This is a genomic window from Marinobacter halodurans (genome assembly GCF_004327985.1).
GTDB classification, from domain to species: Bacteria; Pseudomonadota; Gammaproteobacteria; order Pseudomonadales; family Oleiphilaceae; genus Marinobacter_A; species Marinobacter_A halodurans.
Genome location: NZ_SJDL01000003.1, coordinates 39,065 through 56,697 on the forward strand (window position 1 = coordinate 39,065; position 17,633 = coordinate 56,697).

General features: G+C 63.6%; 16 protein-coding genes and 1 riboswitch. Of the genes, 8 read left to right on the forward strand and 8 right to left on the reverse strand.

The annotated features are described in order from the left end of the window. Positions 1-53: 53 nt before the first annotated feature. The 3 genes from EZI54_RS02560 to mnmH all read right to left on the reverse strand — a co-directional run bounded on the left by EZI54_RS02560 (position 54) and on the right by mnmH (position 2,901). Entirely contained in the window at positions 54-560 is a 507-nt protein-coding gene (locus EZI54_RS02560; RefSeq protein WP_131478729.1) for an aminoacyl-tRNA deacylase, read from the reverse strand. A 185-nt stretch (positions 561-745) separates the two neighbouring features. Beyond that, positions 746-1,585 (reverse strand): mechanosensitive ion channel family protein, encoded by an 840-nt coding sequence (locus EZI54_RS02565; protein WP_131478731.1) that lies wholly within the window; start codon positions 1,583-1,585, stop codon positions 746-748. A 221-nt stretch (positions 1,586-1,806) separates the two neighbouring features. Continuing rightward, positions 1,807-2,901: a tRNA 2-selenouridine(34) synthase MnmH gene (gene mnmH, locus EZI54_RS02570; protein WP_131478733.1), complete on the reverse strand. Its 1,095-nt coding sequence runs from the start codon at positions 2,899-2,901 to the stop codon at positions 1,807-1,809. 74 nt (positions 2,902-2,975) lie between these two features. On the opposite strand from mnmH, the gene EZI54_RS02575 reads away from it, so the two are divergent. Next, positions 2,976-3,635, forward strand: coding sequence for a class I SAM-dependent methyltransferase (locus EZI54_RS02575; protein WP_131478735.1), 660 nt, complete (start codon positions 2,976-2,978; stop codon positions 3,633-3,635). Positions 3,636-4,100: 465 nt separating this feature from the next. On the opposite strand, the gene EZI54_RS02580 is transcribed toward EZI54_RS02575, so the two are convergent. Then, entirely contained in the window at positions 4,101-4,475 is a 375-nt protein-coding gene (locus tag EZI54_RS02580; protein WP_165495655.1) for a VanZ family protein, read from the reverse strand. Positions 4,476-4,601: 126 nt separating this feature from the next. On the opposite strand from EZI54_RS02580, the gene cysZ reads away from it, so the two are divergent. From cysZ to EZI54_RS02595, 3 genes are all read left to right on the forward strand, one after another. Beyond that, complete coding sequence (gene cysZ / locus EZI54_RS02585) at positions 4,602-5,348, forward strand: sulfate transporter CysZ (RefSeq protein WP_131478739.1); 747 nt, start codon at positions 4,602-4,604, stop codon at positions 5,346-5,348. Positions 5,349-5,408: 60 nt separating this feature from the next. Next, a complete protein-coding gene (gene rapA, locus EZI54_RS02590; RefSeq protein WP_131478741.1) occupies positions 5,409-8,267 on the forward strand; it encodes an RNA polymerase-associated protein RapA in 2,859 nt (952 codons plus the stop codon). Positions 8,268-8,453: 186 nt separating this feature from the next. Beyond that, positions 8,454-10,904 carry an acyl-CoA dehydrogenase gene (locus EZI54_RS02595; RefSeq protein WP_131478743.1) on the forward strand — a complete coding sequence of 817 codons (2,451 nt, stop codon included), beginning with the start codon at positions 8,454-8,456 and terminating at the stop codon, positions 10,902-10,904. 73 nt (positions 10,905-10,977) lie between these two features. Here EZI54_RS02595 and EZI54_RS02600 read toward each other — a convergent pair whose 3' ends face one another. Further along, a complete protein-coding gene (locus EZI54_RS02600) occupies positions 10,978-11,292 on the reverse strand; it encodes a DUF190 domain-containing protein (protein WP_131478745.1) in 315 nt (104 codons plus the stop codon). Between the two features lie 5 nt (positions 11,293-11,297). Then, a complete protein-coding gene (gene crcB / locus EZI54_RS02605) occupies positions 11,298-11,690 on the reverse strand; it encodes a fluoride efflux transporter CrcB (RefSeq protein ID WP_131478988.1) in 393 nt (130 codons plus the stop codon). Between the two features lie 172 nt (positions 11,691-11,862). After that, positions 11,863-11,979: riboswitch (Fluoride riboswitch) on the reverse strand. Positions 11,980-12,304: 325 nt separating this feature from the next. Between crcB and EZI54_RS02610 the strand changes: the two genes are divergently transcribed. Together EZI54_RS02610 and EZI54_RS02615 are read left to right on the forward strand one after the other, a co-directional pair. Beyond that, on the forward strand, positions 12,305-12,511 hold the full coding sequence (locus tag EZI54_RS02610) for a cold-shock protein (RefSeq protein ID WP_131478747.1): 207 nt from the start codon (positions 12,305-12,307) through the stop codon (positions 12,509-12,511). A 191-nt stretch (positions 12,512-12,702) separates the two neighbouring features. Continuing rightward, on the forward strand, positions 12,703-13,974 hold the full coding sequence (locus EZI54_RS02615; RefSeq protein ID WP_131478749.1) for a D-amino acid dehydrogenase: 1,272 nt from the start codon (positions 12,703-12,705) through the stop codon (positions 13,972-13,974). Between the two features lie 22 nt (positions 13,975-13,996). Here the strand turns inward: EZI54_RS02615 and EZI54_RS02620 are convergent, their stop codons facing one another. Next, positions 13,997-15,289, reverse strand: coding sequence for a glycerophosphodiester phosphodiesterase family protein (locus EZI54_RS02620; protein WP_131478751.1), 1,293 nt, complete (start codon positions 15,287-15,289; stop codon positions 13,997-13,999). Positions 15,290-15,415: 126 nt separating this feature from the next. Between EZI54_RS02620 and EZI54_RS02625 the strand changes: the two genes are divergently transcribed. Both EZI54_RS02625 and EZI54_RS02630 read left to right on the forward strand, forming a co-directional pair. Beyond that, a complete protein-coding gene (locus tag EZI54_RS02625) occupies positions 15,416-16,147 on the forward strand; it encodes a lysophospholipid acyltransferase family protein (protein ID WP_131478753.1) in 732 nt (243 codons plus the stop codon). Between the two features lie 47 nt (positions 16,148-16,194). Further along, positions 16,195-16,764: a glutathione S-transferase family protein gene (locus EZI54_RS02630; protein ID WP_131478755.1), complete on the forward strand. Its 570-nt coding sequence runs from the start codon at positions 16,195-16,197 to the stop codon at positions 16,762-16,764. A 43-nt stretch (positions 16,765-16,807) separates the two neighbouring features. Here EZI54_RS02630 and EZI54_RS02635 read toward each other — a convergent pair whose 3' ends face one another. Beyond that, positions 16,808-17,533 (reverse strand): dienelactone hydrolase family protein, encoded by a 726-nt coding sequence (locus EZI54_RS02635; RefSeq protein WP_131478757.1) that lies wholly within the window; start codon positions 17,531-17,533, stop codon positions 16,808-16,810. Positions 17,534-17,633: the final 100 nt, after the last annotated feature.

A 17,633-nucleotide genomic window follows, 5' to 3' on the forward strand; every position in this document is an offset into this window, starting at 1 on the left:
GCCCGTTCGGAACCACCGCAAACGTCCGCGTGCCGCCCGGACCTGGCGGCGTATCAGGACACCTTGCGCAACCAGGCCGGCCGGGGCGAGTCCGGGCGCCGGAATCCCTGGTTGATCACCATCGGATTGGCCAGGCGCAGGAAGTCGCGGGTCGCCATGCGAATCGACTCGGTGTGGCTGCCGGCGGCAAAGACCAGGTGATCCTGGCCGGTCAGCGACTCGCTGCAGTAGACGGACATGCCATAGAGATTGCCGAAGGGGGGCATGGCGCCCACCTCGCAGTGCTCAAAGCGGTCCTTGAATTCGTCTTCGTCGGCGAGCTGGACAAAGTCCGTGTCGAGTACGTAGGTGAGCCGGTCCCAGCGGATGCGCCAGGTGGCGGGCATGACGAGCATGGCCATCTTGCCGTCGAGTTCGACGATGACCGTTTTTACGACCTCGTCGCCGCACACGTGCGCGTGATGCGCCAGCTCCTGGGCGGTGAAAGCCGGGGGGTGGGTGAGGCAGTCATAGGGCACTGCCTTCGCTTCGAGGAATTCCTTCAATTGCTGAACCGGCATCGACACAACCTCCAACCAGCAATGACAGCACGAACCCTCACTCCGCCATGCGGGGAAAGGCCACCTGTTTCACTGGCAAGCATAGTTCAGCGGGCAGAGAACGCGAGGGTGAAAATCGGGAATGTGACGGACGGCCGTTAGGGCGGGACGGGTGGAGCCCGGCCAGGGCCGGGCTCCTGCGGGAATCATTCCCCTTTGGCCTCATACAAATGAACGTCGCGCTGCGGGAAAGGGATGGTGACTCCCTCGGCGTCGAAGGCCTTCTTGACCTTCTCCTGCATGTCCCAGATCAGCGGCCAGACATTGGGGGTGTCGGTCCAGACACGCACGTTGATATCGACGGAGCTCTCGCCCAGGGAGCCGACGAAGATATTGGGGGCCGGATCGGCGTGCGAGCGTTCGTCTTCCTCGACCAGCCGCTTGAGGATGGCCTTGGCCTTGTCGATGTCATCACCGTAGCCGATGCCGAAGACCATATCCGCCCGGCGCTTGTCGTAGGCGTTGACGTTGGTGAGGCTGGCGTTGGAGAGCTGACCGTTGGGAATGACGATGCGGCGGTTATCGAAGGTGTTGATGATGGTGTAGAGAATCTGGATTTCCACCACGCTGCCGAAAAAGCCCTGGGCCTCGATGACATCACCGACCTTGAACGGTTTGAAGATCAGGATCAGCACGCCGCCGGCAAAGTTGGCGAGACTGCCCTGCAGCGCCAGGCCAACCGCCAGGCCGGCGGCACCCATGATGGCCACGAACGACGTGGTGGCAATCCCGACCATCGAGGCGACGGAGATGAACAACAGGATCTTCAGGATGGCACCGACCAGTCCGCACAGGAACTTGTTGAGGGTCGGGTCCTTGGCGCCCAGTTTCTTGTCCAGGACGCTGATGAAGCGGTTGATCAGCCAGAGACCGATAAGCAGGGTGACGATCGCCAGAATCACCTTGGGCGCGTAGGCCATGATCATGCCGTAGGCCATCTGGGCCAGTTCGGCGACCTGCCCGTCGCCGGAGAAGAGGTTTTCCATGAGGACTCCTTGTTGCTGTCGTTGGTTCCGGTTGTGAATCGGGATGATGACTGTGGCGGTGCGCCCGTACGGCGGCACTTGAGGTCTACCGGTTTCTTATAGCAGAAAAATCTGACGCCGATACACCGTAGCAACCGGGCCCGGCCCGGTTGGCCCCTGTATCCGTTCTACGTCGCTCGATGGATCTGGATCTGTGCGTCGCCATTGGCCGATGGTTGAGTCTAGCCGGCCCGGGCTGCCCATTCCCGCAACTCGTCCGGGCGTCCCCGGGCCGCAATGCGCCCGGCCTTCTGGCTCAGTTGGTAGTCGTACATGGGGTCGTAGTAGTCCTGCAGCAGGACCTGGATCCATTCGGCGTGACGGCTGGCGTCGCCCGTGCGCTGCTGCTCGTCCAGGGCCTGGACCATGACCTCCCGGAGTGCCTGGTGGCGCTGGCCGCCCAGCCGCTTGCGGATCCGGTCCAGGGCACTGAGCAGGTAGTCGCGGAAGTTGATCCAGCCGGCCTCCTGGCCGTCACGCTCGATAAAGGCGGCCAGCATGCCGGTGACGTAGTCCTGGCGGATGATGTCGATCCGCTCCTCCAGGGTGTTTTCCAGGACCAGCAGCGGCGCAGCGGCCATCCGCTCGCGCAGGCCGTGGGGCAGGGCGCAACGGCCTACCAGCCGGCTCTCGTCTTCCAGGAAGACCGGACCGCCCACCTTGTGCTTCGCCTTGAGCAGGGCGATGGCGACCCGGTTCTCGAAGTCGATCTGGCCGGGTTGGGGGATCAGCGTGCGGCCGAAGCTGGAACCGCGGTGATGGGCCATCCCCTCCAGGTCGACCGGATTGGGGGTGTCCAGCAGGACCCGCGTCTTGCCGGTGCCGGTGCGGCCGCTGATGATGACGATCGGCAGGTCCGGCAGGAGGGCCTCCTGGGCGTCGATCAAAAAGCGCCGCAGCGCCTTGTAGCCACCCTGGACCAGCGGGAAATCGACACCGGCCTCGCGAATCCAGTGCTGGGTCAACTGCGAGCGCAGGCCGCCCCGGAAGCAGAACAGGTAACCGTCCGGATGCTGCTGGGTGAACCGTATCCAGGCCTCGATCCGCTGCTGCTTGATGTCGCCCCGCACCAGTTGGTGGCCCAGCTCGATGGCCGACTGCTGGCCCGCTTCCTTGTAGCGGATGCCCACCCGGTGCCGTTCGTCGTCGTTCATCAGCGGCGCGTTGACCGCGGTCGGGAAGGAGCCTTTGTGGAACTCCACCGGTGCGCGGACGTCCATCAGCGGGACATCGTTCAGGAAGAGGTGCAGGTAATCCTGGGTATCGGGTCGGGACATCGTTTCAACAGTCTGGAAGTGGTGCCGGCAGTATAACGGATGGCCGGCCCCGTATCAGCCGGTTAGAATGCGGCATGCCCCAGACCTGTGATTCCCTCAATCGACGTATGCGCCGTACCCTCAGCCGGGGGCGGGTGGCGCTGACGGCACCGGCGGGCTGTCCGGCCATCAGCCTGTATCTGTTCGACCCAGCGGTACTTGAAGGCCCGCTCAGCCACGATGAGGCCCAGGCCGTGGTCGCCGAACCGGCGTACTGGTCGTTCTGCTGGGCCAGCGGCCAGGTGCTGGCGCAATATATCCTGGATCATCCGCAAACGGTGGCCGGTCGCCGGGTCATCGATTTCGGGGCGGGATCCGGGATCGTGGCCATCGCGGCGGCGAAGGCCGGTGCGTCCCAGGTGGTGGCCTGCGACATCGATGGCGATGCCCTCGCCGCCGTCCGTGCCAATGCCGACGCCAACGGGGTGCGGGTGGATCTGTGCGACGACTGGTTCCGCCGTGGAGAAGGATTCGACGTCGTCACCGCGGCGGACGTGCTGTACGACCCGGAAAACCGACCGTTGCTGGCCGCGTTCCGGAAGGCGGCACCCCGGGTCCTGCTGGCGGATTCCCGGGTAAGGGATCTGGGCGACGACCACTACGTCCTGCAGACGGTGCATGAGGCTCGCACCTGGCCGGACCTGCATGAATTCGAGGAGTTCAATCGCGTGCGTATCTATCAGGCGGGTGAGTAGGCCTGCGCCGTTCCCGGGCATGAAACCAGGCATAAAAAAAGGGCAACAAACGTTGCCCTTCGTCGGAACGGGTATTCGCCTCCCTGCTCGCGTCCAAACCCTGTCGCGTTCTGAAGTCCCTGGCCAACTCCATGGCGCCGGCGTCCGAGCCAGCGATCCAGTATTAGAATCCCTTAAGCCTGAAATCCTTTTGATCCCTGCTTCCCCTCACAGTCCTGTGAGGAACTTCTCCGTGTATCGTCCTTTCCCTGTCTTCCTGACGACTCCACTATAGCAATCTGAATATGAATTTCGTGTGACGGTGTTCCCGGAGAAGGGTGACAAATGCGTCATGGATATGAAATGTTCTTTAATAACAGAAATATACAATATTTTCGCTGGCTTCGAAGTATCGTTCCCACAGCACAAAATCGCCATTTCTTACGTTGTTGTGCGATATCTCTTACACGGTTTTTGGGTGGTTTCCTACGAGGTGGTCGCGAGGCGGGCGCCGGTATAGCGCCACAGGAAGAGGCCGGCGGCGATACCCAGGCTGTCGGCAACGACGTCCAGGGCGGATGTCTCGCGGTAGGGCAGCGGGGCCTGGGCGATTTCGATGAGGATGCCGAAACCCAGCATGGCGAGGGCGGCCATGGAGGCTTTCATCCGTGGCCAGCCCAGACGGGTGAGCAGGGTCAGTTCGATGAAGGCAGCCAGGTGATTGATCTTGTCCCAACTGGACACCTGGATGGGATGCTCCAGCCGGGCGGTGGCCAGCCACAGGATAACGGCCATCGAGACGAACAGCGCGATGCGCCAGAGATGCGTCTGGCGGATCAGTGAGCGAAGCAGGTCGGTCATGGGTGAATCGATGCTCCCGGAAATAGCTGCGGGTATGGTCAGTGTGCCGGTCATGGTATGCTCTGCGCCCGAATTCCGCCAGGGTCCTCCCGGCGGAGTCGCGCCAGGAAACCGGAGGAGACTGACATGCTTAAGGGCAATTTCTTTCAAGGCCTGGGCTGCCTGGGAGAGGGTTTCCGGCTCATTCGCCGGCCGGGCCTCCGGTTGTTCGTGATTATCCCGATCATCCTCAACATCGTGCTGTTCTCCCTGCTGTTCTACTTCATGGCCCAGGGATTCAGCGCGCTGATCGCCATGGCCATGGGCTGGCTGCCCGACTGGAACTGGCTGCAGTCCCTGGACTGGCTGTTCTGGCTGCTCTATGGCGTCGTTATCCTGCTGATGATGGCCTACGGCTTCGTGATTGTCGCCAACCTGATTGGTTCCCCGTTCTACGGCTACCTGTCCGAACTGACCGAGAAGGAACTGACCGGCCAGGAAGTATCTGTCGAGGGTGGCTGGGGCCAGATCGTCAAGGATATCCCGCGGGCGCTCTGGCGCGAGGTCCAGAAGATCATCTACTACCTGCCGAGGGCCATCCTGCTGCTGGTCCTGGGACTGGTGCCTGTCGTCAACCTGGTTTCAGCGGTGCTCTGGTTCCTGTTCAACAGCTGGATGATGGCGTTGCAGTACGTCGATTATCCGGCCGACAACCACCGGGTCAGTTTCGGTAACCTGCGCCGCATGCTGGCGGCCAGGCGCCTGTCGGCCATGGGCTTCGGGTTGCCGGTGGCGTTGGCGGCGATGGTGCCGGTGCTCAATCTCTTTGTCGTGCCGGCCGCGGTCTGTGGTGCGACGGCCTACTGGGTCCGCGAGCGTTCAGGTCAGGCCTGAACCCGCGCCCGGGGTCCCCCTTTTTTCCGTTCAAATCAGTTCTGCAAGGTGAATCAAAGCATGGAATTTGTCATTGGTCAGCGGTGGGTCAGTCACAGTGACGCCTCCCTGGGTCTGGGGATCGTCACGGATATTTCCGGCCGGCGGGTGACCCTCGGTTTTCCCGCGGTGGACGAAGAGCGGACCTATGCCACCGATAATGCGCCGTTGGCCCGGGTGCGCTACCAGTTGGGCGATACCATCGAGACATTCGACGGTGAATCGCTCACGGTGCGCGCGGTCGAGGACATCGACGGCGTGTTGATGTACCACGCCGAGGATGCCGGCGGTGAGTTGCAGCAGGTGTCCGAAGTCAAACTGGGCAGCCATGTGCGGTTTACCGATCCGCGCCAGCGCCTGTTCGCCGGCCGCTTTGATCGCAACGGGGCTTTCCGCCTGCGCATGGCGACGGTCGGGCACCAGGAACGCCTGCGCCAGTCGCCGGCCCGGGGTCTGATCGGCGCCCGGACCAATCATCTGCCGCACCAGATCTATATCGCCGGCGAAGTAGCACGGCGCTATGCCCCGCGGGTCCTGCTGGCGGACGAAGTGGGCCTGGGCAAGACCATCGAGGCGGGCCTGATCCTGCACTCCCAGCTCCAGACCGGCCTGGCCCGGCGGGTGCTGATCGTGGTGCCAGACTCGCTGATCCATCAATGGCTGGTGGAAATGCTGCGCCGTTTCAACCTGTCGTTCTCCATCGTCGATGGCTCCGACTACGAGCTCGACGACGCCGCCGACAGGATCCTGGCGCTGCTGGGAGAGGATGCGGACGACGATGAAGAGGGCGGCGACAATCCGTTCGAGCAGTCGCAACGGGTCCTGTGCAGCCTGGATTTCCTCGCCGGCAGTGACAAGGCCCAGCGTGATGCCCTGCGTGCCGGCTGGGACCTGATGGTGGTGGACGAGGCCCATCACCTGGCCTGGTCGCCGGAAGCCGCCAGCCCCGAATACCAGGCGGTGGAAAAGCTGGCCGCCGAAATCCGCGGGCTGCTGCTGCTGACGGCCACGCCGGAGCAGATGGGACTGGCCGGCCATTTCGCCCGCCTGCGCCTGCTGGATCCGGCCCGCTATCCCGATCTGGCGGCCTTCGAGGAGGAAGAGGCCCGCTACGCGACGATTAACGCCCTGGTGCGGGATCTGCAGGCTCACGGCGGTCAGCCGGATGCGCAGCAGAAAGCGCAGCTGGCCGACTGGCTGGGTGACGAGCTGGACGAATTGCTGGCCCGGGACGACGGCGGCCGGGCACTGATCGACACCCTGCTGGACCGCCATGGCACCGGCCGGGTCCTGTTCCGCAATACCCGGGCCGCCATCCAGGGCTTTCCGGAGCGCCGGGTGCATCCGGCGCCCTTGCCGTGCCCCGAGCTTTATGCCGAGCGTCGCACGGGTGAAGACGGTATCGCCCCGGAAGCCGGTCTGGTGGAGGAAACCTGGCTGGAGCAGGACCCCCGGGTCGCCTGGCTGGAAAAGACGCTGACCGGCGTGCGCCCGGCCAAGGTGGTGGTGATCTGTGCCAACGCGGAGACCGCGACGGCGCTGGAGCATCACCTGCAACTGCGTGCCGGCATTCGCAGTGCGGCCTTCCACGAAGGGCTGAGTCTGGTGGAGCGGGACCGTGCCGCCGCCTACTTCACCGAAACCGAGCAGGGCGCCCAGGCGCTGATCTGTTCGGAAATCGGCAGTGAGGGCCGCAATTTCCAGTTCGCCCATCACCTGGTGCTTTTCGACCTGCCGGAAAACCCGGACCTATTGGAGCAGCGTATCGGCCGGCTGGACCGGATCGGGCAGGGGGACGTGATCGACATTCATGTGCCCTACCTGGAAGGCACCGCCCAGGAGACGCTGTTCCACTGGTATCATGACGGTCTGGACGCGCTGACCCGGAACACCGCCGTGGGCGTGGCGGTGAAGGCCGAAGTCCAGGCCCAACTGGAGGCCGCGCTGGCCGATCCGCAGGCCGACCGCCAGGCCCTGATCGACGCCACCCGCGAGCATGCCGATGCCTTGCGTCAGCGCCTGCAGGCCGGCCGGGATGCCCTGATCGAGATGAATTCCTGCCGTCCCGAGGCTGCCCGGGCGCTGATCGAGGCGATCGAGACCGAGGAGCAGGCCTCCGGGCTGGTGGACTACATGACCGAGGCCTTCGACATCTTCGGTGTGGAGACCGAGGATCACACCGAAACGTCCGATATCCTCAAGCCGTCCGATCACATGCTGACCGGACATTTCCCGGGGCTGCCCAAGGACGGCATCACCGTGACTTTCGATCGCCAGCAGGCCCTCGAGCGCGAGGACCTGGCGTTCCTGAGCTGGGAGCACCCCATGGTGGCCGGCGTGATGGAGCTGATGACCGAGTCGGAACTGGGGAATGCCGCCCTGGCCAGCCTGTCCGTGAAAGGCCTGCCGCCGGGGACGCTGCTGCTGGAAACCCTGTTTACCCTGCATTGCCCGGCGCCGGAAAGCCTGCAGTTGTCCCGCTGCCTGCCGCTGGCGCCGCTGCGCCTGCTGGTGGACGTGAACGGCAAGGACCTGTCGGGGGCGCTGCCGCACGACCGGCTCAACGAGCTGTGTTCCAACATTCGCCGGCGTACGGCGCAGGCGGTGGTGCCGCAGGTGCGCGCCGAGGTGGAGACCATGATCGACCACGCCGAAGGGTTCGCCGCCCAGCGCCTGGGCGAAGCGCAGCAGGCGGCGCTGGAGCGGCTGCGCGCGCTGATCACGCCGGAAATCGACCGGTTGCAGGCCCTGCAGCGGGTCAACCCGGCAATCCGCAACGAGGAAATCCAGTTCTTCGAGGCGCAGCTGGCGGCTGGTGAGGCGGCCATCGACAAGGCGCGGATGTCGTTGAGCGGACTGCGGGTGATCGTGTCGTCGTGACGCGTAGCGCCGGACCGTGACACACATCATCGGGGGTTCGCCGAAAGGCGCATTGACAGATGGCGACGGAGTCACTGGTCGGGAGCCATCCATTGCGGTAGGTTACACGTAGCATTGAGTGGATTGTCGTGGGCTGCCTGCAAGACAGCCCAGTAATTTCAACAACATGGAAGACTGAGACCGCCTATGACGACTTTGATTCTACTGCTGTTGTCCCTTGCCGGGCTGCTTCTGGTATTACGTAAGGAGTCCGGTGCCAAGTCGGCGATTGGCGTCATGGCCGGGTTCGGCCTGGTATCGCTGATCTTCGCCTCCGGCTGGCTGGCACTGGCGTTGTTCGCCGGTGCCGTGATCACGGCCGCCTGCGGCCTGCCCGGTTTCCGCAGTGCCTGGCTGACCCCGCGCATTTTTGCCATGTTCAAGAAAGTCGCACCCAAGGTATCCGAAACCGAGAAGGTCGCCCTGGAAGCCGGCAGCGTTGGCTGGGACGGCGAGCTGTTCACCGGTCGCCCGGACTGGCAGAAACTGCTGATCGAACGCAACAACGGCCTCACCGACGAGGAGCAGGCCTTCATCGACAACCAGTGCGTGCACGCCATCAGCCTCTGCAATGCCTGGGACGTCGCCGTCGAACGGGCCGATCTGCCGCAGGAAGTCTGGGACTTCCTGAAGAAGGAAAAATTCTTCGGGATGATTATTCCCAAGGAATACGGCGGCCTGGAGTTTTCCGCCAAGGCCCAGTCCGCGGTGTTGCAGCGTCTGGCCACCAACGAATCGCTGATGGTCTCCGTCGGTGTCCCCAATTCCCTCGGCCCCGGCGAGCTGCTGCTCAAGTACGGGACCGAAGAGCAGAAAAACCATTACCTGCCGCGTCTGGCCGACGGCCGCGACATTCCCTGCTTTGGCCTGACCGGGCCGCGTGCCGGTTCCGATGCCACCTCGCTGCCGGACACCGGCATCGTCTGCAAGGGTGAGTTCGAGGGCAGGGAAGTCATCGGCCTGCGCCTGAACTTCGAGAAGCGCTGGATCACCCTGGCGCCGATCGCCACGGTTGTGGGACTGGCGTTCCGCATGTTCGATCCGGACAACCTGCTGGGGGAGGAGAAGGACCTCGGTATTACCTGTGCCCTGGTGCCCCGCGAGACCAAGGGGATGGAAATCGGCCGCCGTCACTGCCCGATCGGGTCCCCCTTCATGAACGGGCCGATCAAGGGCAAGGACGTGTTTATCCCGCTGGACTACATCATCGGCGGGCCGGAAATGGCCGGTCAGGGCTGGCGCATGCTGGTTGAATGCCTGTCGGTGGGGCGTTGTATCACCCTGCCGTCGGGGGCTGCCGGCGCTGCGGCCGCCGCGGTAGGCACCGCCGGCGGGTTCACCCGTGTGCGCCGCCAGTTCAATACGCCCGTTGCGGAAATGGAAGGCGTGCAGGGCCCGCTGGCGCGGATTGCCGGCCTGACCTACATCGCCCAGTCGTCGGTCTACCAGACGGCCAACATGGTGGATAAGGGCGAGAAGCCGGCGGTACCGTCGGCCATTCTCAAGTACCACCTCACCGAGATGCAGCGTCAGTGCCTGACCGACGCCATGGACGTCCACGGCGGCAAGACGGTCACCCTGGGGCCGCGCAACTATCTGGGCATCGGCTACAGCGGTGCGGCGGTTTCCATCACGGTGGAAGGCGCCAACATCATGACCCGCAGCCTGATGATCTTCGGGCAGGGGGCGATTCGCTGCCATCCCTACGTGCTCGAGGAGCTGGCGGCGAAAGACAACGACGACGTGGATGCCTTCGACCGTGCCTTCTTCGGCCACGCCGGCCTGATCTTCGGCAACGCGGCGCGGGCCTTCACCCAGGGCCTGGGGCTGGGGCATCCGGACGTGCCGTTCGATGCCGTTACCCGACGCTACGCCCAGGCGGTGTCGCGCTTCAGTGCCGCCTTCGGTCTGTGTGCCGATGCAGCCATGACCACGCTGGGCTCGCAGCTCAAGATGCGCGAGCTGATTTCTGCCCGGCTGGGGGACATGCTGGCCAACCTGTACCTGGCCTCCATGGTGCTGAAGAACTGGAACGAGACCCAGCCGGTGCAGGGTGAGAAGGAACTGGTCCAGTACAGTCTGGAGCTGCTGCTGCACCGTACCGAAACGGCGTTGGAGGAGTTGCTGCAGAATCTGCCCAACCGGCCGGTGGCCTGGTCCCTGCGTGCCCTGACCCTGCCGCTGGGACGGCGCTGGCATATGCCGAAGGATGACGTGTCCCGGGCCCTGGCCAAGTCGATCACGCTGGCCACGCCGTTGCGCGAGAAACTGCTGCGCCCGACCTGGACAACCCACGTCGAGGGCGGCGTGGATAACCCGGTGGCCCAGTACAACGACCTGCTGGCCGAGTATGAGCGCGCCGAGAAGCTCTATCACGCCGTGAACAAAGCCTACGCCAAGGGACAGTTGCCGCAGGAGGCGCTGCATCCGGAGGACCGCTTCGAGGCGGCCCTGGAGGCGGAAATCCTGAGCCAGGAGGACGCCGAGTTCATGCGCGATTACGAGGCCCGCGTGCTGGAAATGCTGACGGTCGACGATTTCGCCTTCGACGCCTTTGCGCAGCAGAAGGACGCCGCCGTCCGCCACGACGCGGCCTGATCGATCCCGCACTTGCACTCAGCCCCGCCCGGACACGGCGGGGCTTTTCGTTCTGGCGGCGGTACGATAGCCGTCAGCCGAGCTCCCCGTATTCCACTTCCTTGCGGATGCAGAAGACGTGGATGCCCGCCTGCCGGACATCCTCGATCAACCGGTCCCCGGTGGCCGTGTCCACCACGAACATGATTTCTACCGGCTGGTCGGCCAGTTCGAAGAAGTGCGCCGAATGCAGGTGGCCGCCGGCACCGAGTCCTTCACGATCAACCCGTTTGGTCATCCGGGTGATGCCCCGCTTTCTGGCCATGTCCGTGATCAGGTCACAGACCCGCCGGTTATGGTGGCGGCGGTTCTCCGGCGTGATGAAGATGATCTCGTAGCCCTTTTCCATTGTGGTTACCCCGCAGTCATCCAGCGAATGAAGATAAACGTGCCCATGCCGGCCAGTGTCATCAGCAGCGAACCGCCCACGTGCATGGCGATGCCGCCCAGGGCCCACAGGAAGCGCCCGCCCTGTAACAGTGTCACCATTTCTGCGGAAAAAGTGGAGAAGGTTGTGAGCGCGCCCATGAAGCCGGTGATGACGAACAGGCGCCACTCCGGAGACAGGGTCACGGCTTGCGAGAAGATCATGATCGACAGGCCGATCAGGTAGCCGCCCAGCAGGTTGGCCACCAGCGTGCCCAGCGGCACCGTTGGAAAGAGGGCGTTGAGCTGCAAACCGAGAAACCATCGCAAAAGCGCCCCGCAGGCGGCACCTGTGCTGATGGCAATCACCGACATCCACATGGCAGGACGGGCCTCTTGTTGTTGGGTTGCACGGAGTTCGCTGGGGCTGACGGCGGCGCGCCGGTCCATCCGGGCGGTATGTCGTGGAAGGCCGCCCGGTCTACGGGCTGTCATGGCGCAGGTGACACGATGAAAAGACATACCTGTATCGGGCCGGGCCATCAGCGGACAGCGGCTTACAGGCATCATCAGCGACATCTCGGCAGAAACGGGACGGATGCAGCGGTTTTGGGCAGCGGCGAACGAACCACGCGCCGACCGATGGAGGAATGCCATCTCCTGTCACGATAAATTAATGAAAAAGCACGCCGCCTGCAACGGCGGGAGTCCTGCCGGGCCGCCTGGGACGGGCTTTCGGGAGTGCGACTAACGTAGTTATACCTATAACACAAATATCTGTTGGCAAACCCATGGATCGGGAGTACAGTGAGCCGGTAGGAAAGTTATAGCAAAGCGTTTCATAAATAAGACGTATCCCTCTGTAGTTAAGTAGTGCATCGTCCTGTTTTTGATTATGCGAATTGCGTTTCCGAATACCGCCTTGAGTGGTCCGTGATCGATATCCCGGAGACTCGGGCACTTATTGAATACTGAATACAGACAGGAACAGAGTTATGTCTACAGAGACCGGTACCGTCAAGTTCTTCAATGAAACCAAGGGCTTCGGCTTCATCACTCGTGAAAACGGCCCGGACGTTTTCGTTCACTACAGCGCCATCCAGGGTTCAGGCTTCAAGACCCTGGCTGAAGGCCAGCAGGTCGAGTTCACCGTAACTCAGGGCCAGAAAGGTCCGCAGGCTGAGAACGTTACTCCGCTCTAAGCCGCGTTAGCACGAGCGTTACGGCAGGTCTCCAGACCGGCCGGACAATCGAGAAGGGCAGCCTCCGGGCTGCCTTTTTTGTTTCTGGTTCCCTTCCTCTCCCCTCCCGCCTTCGGAAACTACCCATATCGTCCCGGTTGACGGATGTCGGCCCAGCCACTGTGATAGGGGATTACGTCAAGGAGGCAGCTATGCACATTGTGGTTATCGGGGCAGGGGTTGTTGGCGTGACGACCGCCTGGGCACTGCATCAGCGCGGGCATCAGGTTACCGTAATCGAACGCCTGGAAGGGGCCGGCCAGGAGACCAGCAAGGGTAATGCCGGCCAGCGTTCCTACGGTGTGGTCTACCCCTGGGCCTCGGCGGCCATGGTGCGCAAGGCCCTGCCGTGGTTGCTGGACCGTCAGGGTCCGCTGAAAATGCGCATGCCGCCTTCCCTGAATACCCTGCGTTTCTTGCTGGATACGCTGCGGTTTGCCTATGCCCCCGGTGTCTACGGCCTGAACAAGCGGGCCATGTTGCGCCTGGGCATGCACAGCCGGACCTGTTTCCAGGCCATCGAGGACGCCGTCGACCTGTCTTTCGATGGCGAGCACGCCGGGATCCTGCACCTGGCCAGTACGCCGGCCGCCATGACCGAGTACGCCGATACCGCTGCGTTGCTGGATGAACTGGCGATAGAGAGCGCCCTCCTGACGCCGGACCAGGTGCGTGAGGTGGAACCGGGCATGCGCGGCGATGGGCCGCTGTTCGGCGCCCTGCAATACCGGACCGACGGCACCGGCGACTGTCACCTGTTTTCACAGGCGTTGGCACGGGCCTGCGGGGATCGTGGCGTCCGTTTTCTCTATAACACGACCGTGCGGCGACTGGTGGCGGACTATCATCGCGTGAATGCGGTGGAGGTGACCGACAGCCGCGGCACCGTCGAGCGCATCGAGGCCGACGCGGTGGTGATGTCGGCCGGCTGCGCCTCGCCGGAACTGTTGCGGCCACTGGGTCTGCACCTGCCGCTCTATCCGGTGAAGGGCTATTCCCTGACGGCACCGCTGGTCGATCCCGAGCGGGCACCGCGTTCGACCGTGCACGACGACAACTACAAGGTGGTATCCACACGACTGGGTGACCGGCTGCGCGCCACCGGGTTCGTCGAGCTGGCGGACTTCGACCGGCGCATCCACGAAGCGCGGCTGGAGACCATCAGGACCTCCGTGGCCTCCCGCTTTCCGGGCGCGGCGGATATGGACGAGGCGACCACCTGGACGGGCTTCCGTCCCATGACCCCCGATGGTCCGCCCGCGATCGGCCGCGGTACCCGGGATAACCTGTATCTCAACACCGGGCACGGCACCTTCGGCTGGACCCTGTCCGCCGGCAGTGCCGAACTGATCGCGCAGGTGATCGACGGTGAGGCGCCGGCGCTGGACCTGGATCCCTTCCGGCCGGGCCGCTTCGCCGAATAGCGGGCGGCCCGGCCTTGCGGGGTCAGGGATTCATGCAGTTGGCATAGTAAGTGGTGGTGGCCGGCCAGTCGGAGAAAACGGCCATCACGCCGATGTCCCGTGCCAGCACATCGAGCACCGTATACATATCACCGTCGTTGTCGATGGCGTCGGACACCGACTGGTAGTACCAGCCGCCCCCGTCGGCCAGCGGACCGCTGCGCTCAAGGCTCCAGGCGATCATGTCCAGGCCGGCGGCTTTGGCGTGGCGGGCATAGTCCGACGGTCCGATGTCGCCATACGGGTCCAGGTCGATCAGCTTCCAGATCGGCGGGGCCACGATGTTGACCCCCTGGCGTTTCAGGGATCGCAGGTAGGCGAGGGAGGTGACCTCCGGATCATTGGGACGCTGGTCGAGGAAGACCGCCTGACGGCCGAAGGCCGGTGTTTCACGGATCCAGAACAGGATATCCCCGAGCTGGAAGGACTGCGGCCAGACATCCGCCGGGTCGATACCGGCATCGCGGTAATCCTGGATCATCTGCCGTGCGTAATCCTCCTGTGTGTAATCGCCCTCGAACGGCATTTCCTCAACCGGGGCCTTGAGCTCGGGGGTGAACTTCACGCCCAGTTTCCGGAACAGCGCGATGCTCTCGCGATGGGTCACCAGGGTGCCTTCCGTGGCATAGAGGTCGGTGCGCCAGTCGGGTGTACCCTGGACGAACTCCTCGGGGGTGGTGGCCTCGGGGTTGTAGCCGTCCATCTTGCCCCTGAGCTGTTTGAACTCGGCCAGGGTGATGTCGCTGGTCCGGCATTCGGCCCGGGCCGGTGTGCCGCTGGCGGGATTGGCCGGCACGAACGGCTGGGTACACTTGGCGTTCAGCTCGGGTATGGTGACGATGTTCGTCGTTGTCGCCAGGTCGTCCTGGGCGTGGCGGCAGACCAGTTGCCGATCCCTGGTGAAGGCAACATCGCACTCCACCACGCCTGCACCCATGCGGACTGCGGCGACATAGGCCTCGCGGGTATGCTCGGGAAACTGCAGCGGGGCGCCGCGATGGCCGATGGAGAAATCCGTCCGTTTCACCGGCTTGTCAAAGCAGGCCTGAAGCCGGCGCTTGAGCGGGCCCTCGTCCATGTCGTTGACCAGGAAGTAGGGGCGTGGTCCCAGTTGGATGTTGCTGTGGCCGTGGCCACGGTGGCCATGATGGCCGCGGTCGGAGCGGTCGCCGCGCCCGTCGTCCCGCCAACTGCCCGCCTGCAGGTCGGCACTGCCCAGGGCATTGAAGAGAATGGCCAGTGACAGCAGCCACTGCCAATGTCGTACTGGTTTCATAGTAAGATCCTTTTACAATCAAATGGGTGGAAAGCCACTTCAGGCTGCCGGTGATCCGTGACAGGGCCATGAAGGTAGGATGAAGTCTGGCACAAGGCCCTGAAAGCCAAGGACCGTATCGAATCCATGAAAGCCCTGAAATCAGTGTGGATCCTGTTCTGGGCGGTGGCCCTGACACTGCTCCTGTTCCTGCCGATCGTCATCGCGGCGTTGCTGGGCCGGCGCGGCGATATGGCGTTCCACGGCACCCAGGTCTACGCCTGGATCCTGTTCAAGGTCACCGGCATGCGCCTGAAGGTGACCGGCCGCGAACACATCGAACCGGGCCGGCGCTATGTGATCCTCAGCAACCACGCCTCCTACCTGGATCCGCCGGCGCTGGTGCTGGCCCTGGGCCTCCAGTACCGCTGGGTGATCAAGAAGGAGCTGCGCAAGGTGCCGTTGTTCGGTCTGGCACTGGAAGCGTCCCGCAACCTGTTCATCGACCGCGCCAAAGGCAGCGATGCCATGCAGAGCATGCGCGAGGCGGTTGCCTGCCTGCCGGATGGCACCAGTGTGTTACTGTTTCCCGAAGGCACCCGCAGTTGGGACGGTCAGCTGCTGCCGTTCAAGAAGGGCGGCTTCGTGATTGCCAAGGACAGGGAACTGCCGGTCCTGCCGATTACCATCCGGGGCAGTCACCACTGTTTGCCCAAGGGGACGGCGGCATTCACCCCGGGCACCATCGAGGTGGTCGTTCATCCGCCGATTGCCACCGAGGACCTGTCGCTGGAGGAATTGATGGAAGAGACCCGGGGACAGATCGCCAGCGGGCTTGCACAGCCTGAGAAAAGCGATGGGCGGGTAGGTTACACTTGAAGTCCGGCACCCTGCCAACACCCATCCGAAACCAACAGGACGGCGTCATGAAACTGATCGGTTCGACCACTTCGCCCTATGTTCGTCGTATTCGACTGCTGCTCGGCGATACCGACTACGAGTTCGTCAAGCTGAACATCTACGCTGAAGGCCGGGATGAATTGCGACGTAATAACCCGGCTTTGAAAGTCCCTGTCCTGATCGACGGGGAACAGGAGATTTTCGATTCCCGCGTTATATCCCGTTATATCGCCGCAAAGCGGGGCGATAGGCCTCTGACCTGGGAGCAGGAAAACCAGTTGACGCTGATCGATGCGGTCAACGACTCGGCGGTGATCATGGTCCTGTCGAAGAGGTCCGGCATCGATGTGGAGCAGGATCTGACGTTCTACAACCTCCAGCGCGAGCGCATCATGATGTCGATGCGGACACTGGCTGCCATGGTGGACGCGGGCGGGTTCGCCGCCTGGCAGTACCCGGCCATGTGCCTGTACAGCCTGGTGGACTGGCTGCAGTTCAATGACGTGGTGGATTTCACCGGCGTGGAGAGTCTCCTCTCGTTCCGCGATCGCAACCGTGATCAGCCGATGGTTCCGGAGACCGATCCGCGCGGTTGAGCATGACGGGCGCTGCGGGTGCGGCGCCCGTCGCCTGCGGGCATCAGCCGAACAGCCGCCGGTAGAAGGCCAGGGCACCTTCCCAGGCGTCCTGTGCCGCATCGGCGTCGTAGCCTACCGGGAAGCCGAATTTCCGGCCCTTGGCGGTGGCGCCCGGATTGGTAAAGCCATGCTGGGCGCCGGGGTAGCTGATCAGGTCGAAACGCACGCCGGCTTCCTGCATTTCCTCCACGAAAGCCGCCACCTGGGATGGCGGAATCATGGCATCGGCACCGCCAGCGTATATTTGCAGGTGCCCCCTGATGTCTCCCGGCCTGATGGCGATCTCGGTACCCAGGTTGCCGTGGAAGCTGACCACGCCCTTCAGGTCCAGGCCCAGCCGGGCCATGTTGAGCGAGACCGCGCCGCCGAAGCAGTAACCCTGGGAGGCGATGCGTTCCGGGTCGACGCTGTCGTGCGACTTGAGCACCTCCAGGGCCGCCCGGTAACGCTTCTCCAGCTCGCCCGGCGCATCCTTGACCGCCAGCATCATGGATTTGGCCTCGTCCGGGCTCTCCGCCTGCCTGGCGTCCCCATACATGTCGATCGCAAAGGCGGTGTAGCCTTCCGCGGCCAGCTTCTCCGCCTGTTCGCGGACAAAATCGTTCAGCCCCCACCACTCATGGACCAGGATGATGCCCGGACGCGGGCCGCCCTGGCTGTCGTCATAGGCGATATGGCCGATGTAGCGCTGGCCATCGATGGTGTACTCCAATGCTTCGCTCTTCATAAAGACCTCCTTGGTTGAGGGCATTCGGGGCGTGGACCAGAGGCTCCCTAACCTAGACCGGTCGTCTATTGCAGTCAAAGGCGGGTCGGAGAAAGATCCG

Bases quoted from the DNA above. Each gene is read 5' to 3' on its own strand.
- EZI54_RS02560 (WP_131478729.1), bottom strand. From the start codon at position 560: ATGCCGGTTCAGCAATTGAAGGAATTCCTCGAAGCGAAGGCAGTGCCC.
- EZI54_RS02565 (WP_131478731.1), bottom strand. From the start codon at position 1,585: ATGGAAAACCTCTTCTCCGGCGACGGGCAGGTCGCCGAACTGGCCCAG.
- mnmH (WP_131478733.1), bottom strand. From the start codon at position 2,901: ATGTCCCGACCCGATACCCAGGATTACCTGCACCTCTTCCTGAACGAT.
- EZI54_RS02575 (WP_131478735.1), top strand. From the start codon at position 2,976: ATGCCCCAGACCTGTGATTCCCTCAATCGACGTATGCGCCGTACCCTC.
- EZI54_RS02580 (WP_165495655.1), bottom strand. From the start codon at position 4,475: ATGACCGACCTGCTTCGCTCACTGATCCGCCAGACGCATCTCTGGCGC.
- cysZ (WP_131478739.1), top strand. From the start codon at position 4,602: ATGCTTAAGGGCAATTTCTTTCAAGGCCTGGGCTGCCTGGGAGAGGGT.
- rapA (WP_131478741.1), top strand. From the start codon at position 5,409: ATGGAATTTGTCATTGGTCAGCGGTGGGTCAGTCACAGTGACGCCTCC.
- EZI54_RS02595 (WP_131478743.1), top strand. From the start codon at position 8,454: ATGACGACTTTGATTCTACTGCTGTTGTCCCTTGCCGGGCTGCTTCTG.
- EZI54_RS02600 (WP_131478745.1), bottom strand. From the start codon at position 11,292: ATGGAAAAGGGCTACGAGATCATCTTCATCACGCCGGAGAACCGCCGC.
- crcB (WP_131478988.1), bottom strand. From the start codon at position 11,690: ATGTGGATGTCGGTGATTGCCATCAGCACAGGTGCCGCCTGCGGGGCG.
- EZI54_RS02610 (WP_131478747.1), top strand. From the start codon at position 12,305: ATGTCTACAGAGACCGGTACCGTCAAGTTCTTCAATGAAACCAAGGGC.
- EZI54_RS02615 (WP_131478749.1), top strand. From the start codon at position 12,703: ATGCACATTGTGGTTATCGGGGCAGGGGTTGTTGGCGTGACGACCGCC.
- EZI54_RS02620 (WP_131478751.1), bottom strand. From the start codon at position 15,289: ATGAAACCAGTACGACATTGGCAGTGGCTGCTGTCACTGGCCATTCTC.
- EZI54_RS02625 (WP_131478753.1), top strand. From the start codon at position 15,416: ATGAAAGCCCTGAAATCAGTGTGGATCCTGTTCTGGGCGGTGGCCCTG.
- EZI54_RS02630 (WP_131478755.1), top strand. From the start codon at position 16,195: ATGAAACTGATCGGTTCGACCACTTCGCCCTATGTTCGTCGTATTCGA.
- EZI54_RS02635 (WP_131478757.1), bottom strand. From the start codon at position 17,533: ATGAAGAGCGAAGCATTGGAGTACACCATCGATGGCCAGCGCTACATC.